An 8,336-nucleotide genomic window follows, 5' to 3' on the forward strand; every position below is an offset into this window, starting at 1 on the left:
CTTTTGGAAAGCCACCGACTGACTTTCTAGTGCGGTGTCGTCACCGATTGCGGACCCTTTGGCGGCATGGATGCCGCCAACGAGCCCGATGGACGGGTTCACGCGTCTCCCGAGAGCGGTGAGGGCACCGCGCAATCGATACACCAGGCTTGAAGATCGCCAAGCCATTGCAACGCGCGACTTCAGGCTAGTCGGATGAGATGCCAGGCACTGAGCGCGACCGCATGACTGCAGCGCGCTCGACTGACCGCCTTGCTCAGATCTTCGCGCGCTGCTCGCGCAAGCCGGTCAGTTGCGTGGTCCAGTCGTTCAAGCGCGCACGCTCCTGTTCGACCACTGCAGCTGGCGCATTCTGCACGAACGTCGCGCTGCCGAGTTTGCCGTTGCACTTGGCGATCTCGCCTTCCACGCGCCTGATTTCCTTGTCCAGGCGGGTGCGCTCTGCATCCATGTCGACCAGGCCTTCCAGCGGCACCAGCAAGGTGAGTTCGCCGACGATGGCGGCAGCCGACGGCGGTGTGTCCTGGCGGGCATCCAGCCAGTCGATGCGTTCCAGCTTGAGCAGGAACGACAGCTGTGAGGCGAAGCGGGCAACACGCGGGCGGTCGTCGGCAGTGCCGGCCTGCAGCAGCAGGCGCACCTGCTTGGACGGCGGCACGTTCAATTCGCTGCGCACGCGGCGCAGCGCCGACACCATCGATTTGAGCCATTCGACATCGGCTTCAGCGGTGGCATAGCTGCCGGTATCGACATCGCCGGGCTGCGGGAAGCTCTGCAACGAGATTGTGGCGGCGGTAATGCCCAGGCGCGGTGCGACCTGCTGCCACAATTCTTCGGTGACGAACGGGGTGAGCGGGTGCAACAGGCGCAGCAACGATTCCAGCACATACAGCAGCGTGTGGCGGGTGCTGGCGGCCGCGTCGGCGTCCTGATGGTTGAGCGCCGGCTTGGCCAGCTCCACGAACCAGTCGCAGAACGCGTTCCAGGCGAACTCGTACAGCGACTGCGCGAGCAGGTCGAAGCGATAGTTGGCGTAATGCGCTTGGGTTTCTGCGGTGACCTTGTCCAGACGCGCCAGGATCCACTTTTCCGCTTCGGTGCGCGGCTGCGGCACGCCGGTAAAGCGTGCGCCTTCGGTGTTCATCAACACGAAGCGCGTGGCGTTCCACAGCTTGTTGCAGAAGTTCTTGTAGCCCTCGGCGCGGCCCAGATCGAACTTGATGTCCCGGCCATGCGTGGCGAGCGCGGCGATGGTGAAGCGCAGCGCGTCGGCACCGTGGGCGATGATGCCGTCCGGGAATTCCTTGCGTGTGGCTTTTTCGATCTTGGGCGCATCCTTCGGCTTCATCAGCCCGGTGGTGCGCTTGGCCACCAGGTCTTCGATGCTGATGCCGTCGATGATGTCCAGCGGATCGAGCACGTTGCCCTTGGACTTGGACATCTTCTGGCCCTGCGCATCGCGAATCAGGCCGGTGATGTAGACATCGCGGAACGGCACCTGGCCGGTGAAGCTGTCGGTGGCCATGATCATGCGCGCCACCCAGAAGAAGATGATGTCGAAGCCCGTCACCAGGACCGACGACGGCAGATAACGTTCGAAGCCGCGCTCGGCCATCGCCTGCGCATCCGGCCAGCCCAGCGTGGAGAACGGCCACAGCTGCGACGAGAACCAGGTTTCGAGCACGTCGCTGTCCTGATGCAGCGCAATCTCCGCAGCCAGGCCATGTTTGGCGCGCACCTCGGCTTCGTCATGGCCCACGTAGCACTTGCCGGCATCGTCGAACCATGCCGGAATGCGATGGCCCCACCACAGCTGACGGCTGATGCACCAATCCTGGATATTTTCCATCCAGTGACGATAGGTGTTGATCCAGTTCGGCGGCACGAACTGGATCTGGCCGCTTTCGACCAGCTCCAGCCCGCGCTTTGCCAGCGCATCCATTTTCACGAACCACTGGTCGGTGAGGTAGGGCTCGATCACCTGGCCGGTACGATCGCCGCGCGGCACCTGCAGCTTGTGCGGCTTGGTCTCGACCAAGACGCCCAGGTCTTCCAGCTCGGACAGCACCAGCTTGCGTGCGTCGTAGCGATCCAGACCGCGGTAGCGCTCCGGTGCGTTGTCGTTGATGGTGGCGGTGACGGTGAACAGGTTGATCAACGGCAAGTCATGCCGCACACCCACCTGGTAATCGTTGAAATCGTGCGCAGGCGTGACCTTGACCACGCCGGTGCCGAAGGCGCGGTCGACGTAATCGTCGGTGATCACCGGCACGTGCCGGCCGGTCAGCGGCAACACGATGCGCGCGTTATGCAGCGTGAGATAACGCGCATCTTCCGGATGCACCATCACTGCGGTATCGCCGAGCATGGTTTCCGGGCGCGTGGTGGCCACCACCAGATAATCGCGGGTTTCGCGCAGCGTCTCGTTGCCCTCGGCATCGTGCTCGACATGTTCGTAGCTGACGCCATCGGCCAGCGGGTAACGGATCGACCACAGGAAGCCGTCTTCTTCGACGTTTTCCACTTCCAGGTCGGAGATCGCGGTCTTCAGCACCGGGTCCCAGTTGACCAGGCGCTGGCCACGGTAGATCAGACCCTGCTCGTACCAGCGCACGAACGCTTCGTTGACTGCGGCCGACGGCTGCGGGTCCATGGTGAAGGTGCTGCGCGACCAATCGCTGGACGTGCCCAGCCGGCGCATCTGGCGCTCGATGGTGTCGCCGGATTCGGCTTTCCATTCCCACACCTTGGCGATGAAGCCCTCGCGTCCCAGCGAATCGCGCGTCTGTCCCTTGCCTTCCAGCGCCAGATTGCGCGAGACCACCATCTCGGTGGCGATTCCGGCATGGTCGGTGCCCACCTGCCACAAGGTGTCGTAACCGCGCATGCGGTGATAGCGCACCAACGCATCCATCAGCGTCTGCTGAAACGCATGGCCCATGTGCAGCGTGCCGGTGACATTGGGCGGCGGCAGCAGCACGGTGTAGGGCTCACCCTTGCCGGATGGCACGAAATAACCGGCCGCCTCCCACTGCGCATACAGGCGCGATTCGAAGGAAGAGGGATCGTAGCTGGAGGCGAGGGTGGTCATAGACGGGCTGGGATTCGTTGTTCGGGATTCGGGATTGGTTGCGTCATGGCGCCGGCGAGAGTCACTGGCAACCCACGCATCAACGTCAGTGTTCGTGCTGCGGAGCGAAGATCGGCTGTCTAAGGTTGGATGCAGTCATTGGAGACGCAAGATCTGCTTTACGAATCCCCAATTCCAACTTCCCAATCCCCGCACCTCTCACATGTCGTACTTGGTCAGTTCCAGGCCCAGGGCCTTGTACTGTTTCCAGCGTTCGCGCAGCGGTTCGCGGGCGGCGGGGTCGGCAGGGACGACTTCGAGCACGCGGTCGCAGGCGCCCAGGTACGGGTCGTCGCGCAGGTTGATCACCAGCGGGCGCGAGGGAGCGGCGAATTCCGGTGCGGCAATCAGTACCGGGGCCAGTTCGTCTTCCTCGTCGGTGCCGGCGATCTGGTGCGGCACGTAGGCTTCGTCGTCGAATGCCCACAGCAGATCGTCCAGCGCCTCGGCCTGCTCCGCATCGCGGGCCAGGATCAGCGTGGACAGGTTGGCGTCGTTGGCCTTGCGCGCCAGCTCGCACACCAGCCGCAGCGGTTCGTTGAGGAAGCGCGGCTTGGCGATCAGATAAAAATCGGCACGGGGCATGGTCAGATCACGAAACGGAAGGGAAAACGGATTCGGCAATGATGCTGCCGAGCGTGAACAGCAGGCCGGACGCCAGGATCACCAGCACGAACCCGCCCATCGCCCATAAGCGCCGACCGGCAGGCCGCGCGCGATACAGATAGATGGGGATGAATATCAGCCAGGCCAGCACCATCCCGATGTTGAGCCACATGGGACGGCGAACGCCGTACTGGCGGCTGTCGGCCGCCAGCCAGACGAAAATCAGCGCCAGCAACAGCGCAAATCGCACCAGGTCGCTGGCAAGCCCGTTCCAGTTGGGCAGCGCGCTGGTAACCCCGTCCGCCAGCGTGAACCCGGCGATCAGGGCCAATGCCGCGCGCGGCGACATCAGGCGGCGCGGTCCAGCAGCCACTGCGTCAGCAGGCCCACCGGGCGGCCGGTGGCCATGCCGCGCTTGCCTTCGTCGCTGGCCACGCCAGCGATGTCCAGATGCGCCCAACGCTGGTTTTCGGTGAAGCGCGACAGGAAGCAACCGGCGGTGATGGCGCCGCCCCAGCGGCCGCCGATGTTGTAGACATCGGCGAAGGTGGAATCCAGCAGGCCCTGATATTCGTCCCACAGCGGCAGGCGCCAGGCGCGGTCGAACACGTGCTCGCCGGCGGCCAGCAATTCGTTGGCCAGGTCGTCGTGCTTGCTCATCAGGCCGGCGGTCTGGTGGCCGAGTGCCACCATGCAGGCACCGGTCAGCGTGGCCACGTCCACCAGCGCTTCGGGGTTGAAGCGCTCGGCGTAGGTCAGCGCATCGCACAGGATCAGGCGGCCTTCGGCGTCGGTATTGCCGACCTCGATGGTCTTGCCGGACATGCTGGTGATCACGTCGGAGGGGCGGTAGGCGTTGCCATCGATGGCGTTTTCGACCGCCGGCACCACCACCACCAGGTTGATCGGCAGCTCGGCCTTGACCGTGGCCACGAAGGTGCCGATGACGTTGGCGCCACCGCACATGTCGTACTTCATTTCCTCGATGCCGCCCTGCGTCTTGAGGTTGACGCCACCGGTGTCGAAGGTGATGCCCTTGCCGACCAGCACGTAGGGGCGCGCGTCGCCGCCGCCATTCCACTTCAGCACGATCAGGCGCGGGCGGTTGGCCGAGCCACGTGCCACCGACAGCAGCGAACCCATGCCGAGCGCTTCCATCTGCGCCTCGTCCAGGATCTCGGCTTCGGCACCCGGGAACTTGCCGGCAAAGGCGGCCGCGGTGTCGGCCAGGTAGGCCGGGGTGCAGTAGTTCGGCGGCAGGTTGCCCAGCTCGCGGGCGAATTCCACGCCTTCGGCGGTGGCCACGCCCACGGCGAGCGCGCGGGCGTCGTCGCCGGCAATCGCCAGGGTGGTCAAGCCGGTTTCATCCACCTTCTTCTTGCCCAGCGTGGCGGTGTAGCGGTAGGCCGCATGGTCGCTGACGGTCACCGCCTGGCGGATGTTCCAGGCAGCATCGCGGGCCTTGACGGTGAGTTCGGTCAGGGTGAGCAGGGCGGTGCCGACCGCGCCGGTCTTCAGCGCCCGGGTCGCATCGCCGACGGCCTTGAGGTAGGGCGCCACGCCGAACTTGCCGGCGTCGCCCAGGCCGACCACCAGCACGCGCGGCGCGGTGACGCCGGGCAGGTCGTGCAGCAGCGTGGTGCTGCCGGTCTTGCTGGCCACGTCGCCGCGCGCGACCAAGGCCGTCAAATGGCCCTGGCTGGCGCTGTCCAGCGCCTGGGCAGCGGGCGAAAGGGTCTTGTCGGCGAACACGCCAACCACGATGCAGTCGACGGCAGCGCTTGCCGGCGCGTCTTGGTTCAGGGTGAATTGCAGGGCCATTGATCAGATTCCGTAGGCAAATCCGTACAATCGCGGGCTGTTTACGCCAACCGGACTAGGCTGGCGGCGCCGCGAACGAATCCGAGAGTTTAAAACAAGCCCACCCCATGCCGAAGCTCGATCGATACCTGCTCAGCGATTTCACCCAGAGCTTCCTGGCCACCTTGATCGTGCTGCTGGTCGTCAGCGTCGGCGGCGTGCTGGTGGACATCCTCGGCAATATCGCCGATGGCCGCATCCCGGCGCGCTTGCTGCTGTCGCAGGTGGGGCTGCAATTCGTGGCCTACCTGCCCATCATCCTGCCGCTGGCCTTGATGCTGGGGCTGCTGCTGGCGCTGGCGCGGCTGTACCGCGATTCAGAAATGGCCGTCATCACCGCCATTGGCGTGGGTCCCAGGCGCATGCTGTGGCCGATGCTGATGCTGGTGGTGCCGGTGGTGGTGGTCATCGGGTTGTGTTCGCTGTGGCTGGGCCCCTGGGCGAGCCGCACCGCCGAGGCGATGCTGGAAGATGCCAACCGCAGCGTGCTGATGGCCGGTCTGGAGTCGGGCCAGTTCACGCCGTTGTCCGGCGGTGGGGTGGTCTACCTGCAGACGATCTCTGCCGACGGCAAGGGCCTGGGCAAGGTCTTCATGCAGCGCCAGCAGAATGACCGCATTGATGTGGTCACTGCCGACCGCGGCGCGATGTTCTTCGAGGGCAAGACCGACCGTTACCTGCGCCTGGACGATGGCTACCGCACGGAAGGCCCGGCAAGCGGCGCGACCCTGGACTATCGCTTGATGAAGTTCGCCAGCAGCGATATCGCCTTGCCCGACCGCACCCGCGTGCACGATGCCAACGATCCGGAAGTGATGTGGACCACCCAGTTGCTGTCCGACGAGCGTCCTGCCGCGCGCGCGCAGCTGCATGAGCGCCTGGCGCCGCCGTTGTTGGCCCTGGCGTTTGCCTTGCTGACCTTGCCGCTGTCGCGCAGCGCACCGCGGCAACAGCGCTATGGCCGGATCATGCTGGCGTTTCTGGCCTACATGGTGGGCACCAATCTGATGATCGTCGGCACCCAGTGGATCGCCAACGGCAAGACCCCGGCGGCGCTGGGCCTGTGGTGGTTGACGCTGCCGCTGTTGGCAGTGGCGGTGTGGGCGTATGCGCGCGATGGCCGCGTGCGTCGGCCGAGGGCGCGCGCATGAAGCTGATGCCGCGGGTCCACGATTGGTATGTCGGTCGGGTGGTGCTGTTTACCGTGCTGCTGACCTGGGCGGTGCTGCTGGGGCTGGATCTGGTCAACGCCTTCGCCAGCGAAGCCAAGAACATCGGGCAGGGCAGCTACACCTTCGGGCACGCGGTGGCTTACGTGGCCTACACCGTGCCGCGCCGGGCCTATACCTTGTTTCCGACTGCCGCGGTCATTGGCGCGCTGATGGGACTGGGCCAGTTGGCCGCCACCTCCGAGCTGACGGCGCTGCGCGCGCTGGGTGTGTCGCGCAAACGCATGTCCGCCTCGGTCGTCGCGGCGATGGCGCTGCTGACCGCCAGCATGGTGATCAGTGGCGAAACCATCGGGCCATGGGCACAGAATCAGGCCGACACGCTCAAGGCCAGTGCCCGCTACAACAGCAATATGGCGTCTTCGCGCTACGCCGGGCTGTGGGCGCGGGAGGGCGACACCTTCCTCAACGCCTTGAGTGGTGAAGAGAAGCTGCTCGATGGCGGTGGCACCGCGCTGGATCTGTACGATGTGCGGCTCTACCACCTTGATTCCAGTGGCAGGATGCAGCAGTTGACCTACGCCTCGGTGGCCGAACACCGCGACGGCCGCTGGACCCTGCGTCAGGTCCGTCGCGACACCTTCCAGGAACGCTCGGTGCAGCGCGAAACCTTTCCCGAATTGCCGTGGCAATCGCAACTGAATCCTGCTGCGCTGGCCGCTGGCCTGGCCAAGCCGCGCAATCTCTCCGCGCACGATCTGGAGCAGAGCATCGAATACCGTCGCCGCAATGGATTGGACGCGCGCGATTACGAAGATCAGTACTGGAGCCGGTGGTTCTATCCGCTCAACGTGCTGGCGTTGTGCATGGCGGCAATCCCGTTCTCGTTCGGCTCGCTGCGCAGCGGTGGCCTGGGCAAGCGCCTGTTCCTGGGCATCCTGTTCGCGCTGGGTTTCTGGCTGCTGCAGCTGTTCTTCGGCCGCATGGCCGGCGCCCTTAAGCTCGATTACCGCATTGCCTATGCGCTGCCGCCCATGGTGATGCTGGGTGTGTCGGCGTGGTTGTTCCGCAGGCGTAGTAGCTGAGCGCATGCGGCGGGTGAGCATGGTGGGTGTGGCGCTCTGCCTGCTATACCTGGCGGCAACTGCTTTTTGCGTGTGGGGTGCGCTCAGCGCTCAGGGCGATCCCAAGAGCCACTTCGTTCTGCTGCAATTGCCCTTGACGCCTCAGCTGATCGCACTGGACGCCCTCCACGCGGATGCCTGGTTGACCAACATGCGTTGGGAGACAAGTTATGCGTTGTTGGTTCCGCCATTTTTAGCGGTGCTGTATGCGTTTGGGCATGCATTTCAGCGGTTGATTGCGCGCGCCTTCTTGGGTGCCAAAGAAGCCGCAACCCGGTTTGGTCGCTGCCGCTAGCCCCTTAGGGAAGGTCTGAACAACGAGACCTGACAGGGCGGAAGGTGGCGTCGTTCCGAAGAGTGGCTTTTGGAACTTCGGAATTTCGCCATTTCTGGCGCTTTCCGCGGGAATTTCCCGGTTCACAGACGCACGCTCCCCATCGCCGGCAG

7 protein-coding genes are annotated in these 8,336 nt (G+C 64.8%); 3 read left to right on the forward strand and 4 right to left on the reverse strand.

The window, feature by feature from the left end:
- Positions 1-256: 256 nt before the first annotated feature.
- From J7367_RS17680 to J7367_RS17695, 4 genes are all read right to left on the reverse strand, one after another.
- Positions 257-3,091 carry a valine--tRNA ligase gene (locus J7367_RS17680; protein ID WP_057662934.1) on the reverse strand — a complete coding sequence of 945 codons (2,835 nt, stop codon included), beginning with the start codon at positions 3,089-3,091 and terminating at the stop codon, positions 257-259.
- Between the two features lie 198 nt (positions 3,092-3,289).
- Entirely contained in the window at positions 3,290-3,715 is a 426-nt protein-coding gene (locus J7367_RS17685; protein WP_003490202.1) for a DNA polymerase III subunit chi, read from the reverse strand.
- Between the two features lie 7 nt (positions 3,716-3,722).
- Positions 3,723-4,085, reverse strand: coding sequence for a hypothetical protein (locus tag J7367_RS17690; RefSeq protein ID WP_057662960.1), 363 nt, complete (start codon positions 4,083-4,085; stop codon positions 3,723-3,725).
- Entirely contained in the window at positions 4,085-5,557 is a 1,473-nt protein-coding gene (locus J7367_RS17695) for a leucyl aminopeptidase (protein ID WP_057662936.1), read from the reverse strand. The genes J7367_RS17690 and J7367_RS17695 overlap by 1 nt, the downstream gene beginning before the upstream one ends.
- Before the next feature lie 107 nt (positions 5,558-5,664).
- Between J7367_RS17695 and lptF the strand changes: the two genes are divergently transcribed.
- Genes lptF through J7367_RS17710 form a run of 3 tightly spaced genes read left to right on the forward strand, consistent with a single transcriptional unit; the run spans position 5,665 to position 8,184 of the window.
- Positions 5,665-6,747: an LPS export ABC transporter permease LptF gene (lptF, locus tag J7367_RS17700; protein WP_057662939.1), complete on the forward strand. Its 1,083-nt coding sequence runs from the start codon at positions 5,665-5,667 to the stop codon at positions 6,745-6,747.
- Positions 6,744-7,850, forward strand: a complete 1,107-nt coding sequence (gene lptG, locus J7367_RS17705; RefSeq protein ID WP_057662964.1) for an LPS export ABC transporter permease LptG — start codon at positions 6,744-6,746, stop codon at positions 7,848-7,850. Before lptF ends, lptG begins: the two co-directional genes overlap by 4 nt.
- Before the next feature lie 4 nt (positions 7,851-7,854).
- Positions 7,855-8,184 (forward strand): hypothetical protein, encoded by a 330-nt coding sequence (locus J7367_RS17710; RefSeq protein WP_057662943.1) that lies wholly within the window; start codon positions 7,855-7,857, stop codon positions 8,182-8,184.
- Positions 8,185-8,336 lie beyond the last annotated feature (152 nt).

The organism is Xanthomonas sp. D-36-1 (assembly GCF_017746155.1).
Taxonomy (GTDB): domain Bacteria; phylum Pseudomonadota; class Gammaproteobacteria; order Xanthomonadales; family Xanthomonadaceae; genus Xanthomonas; species Xanthomonas cissicola.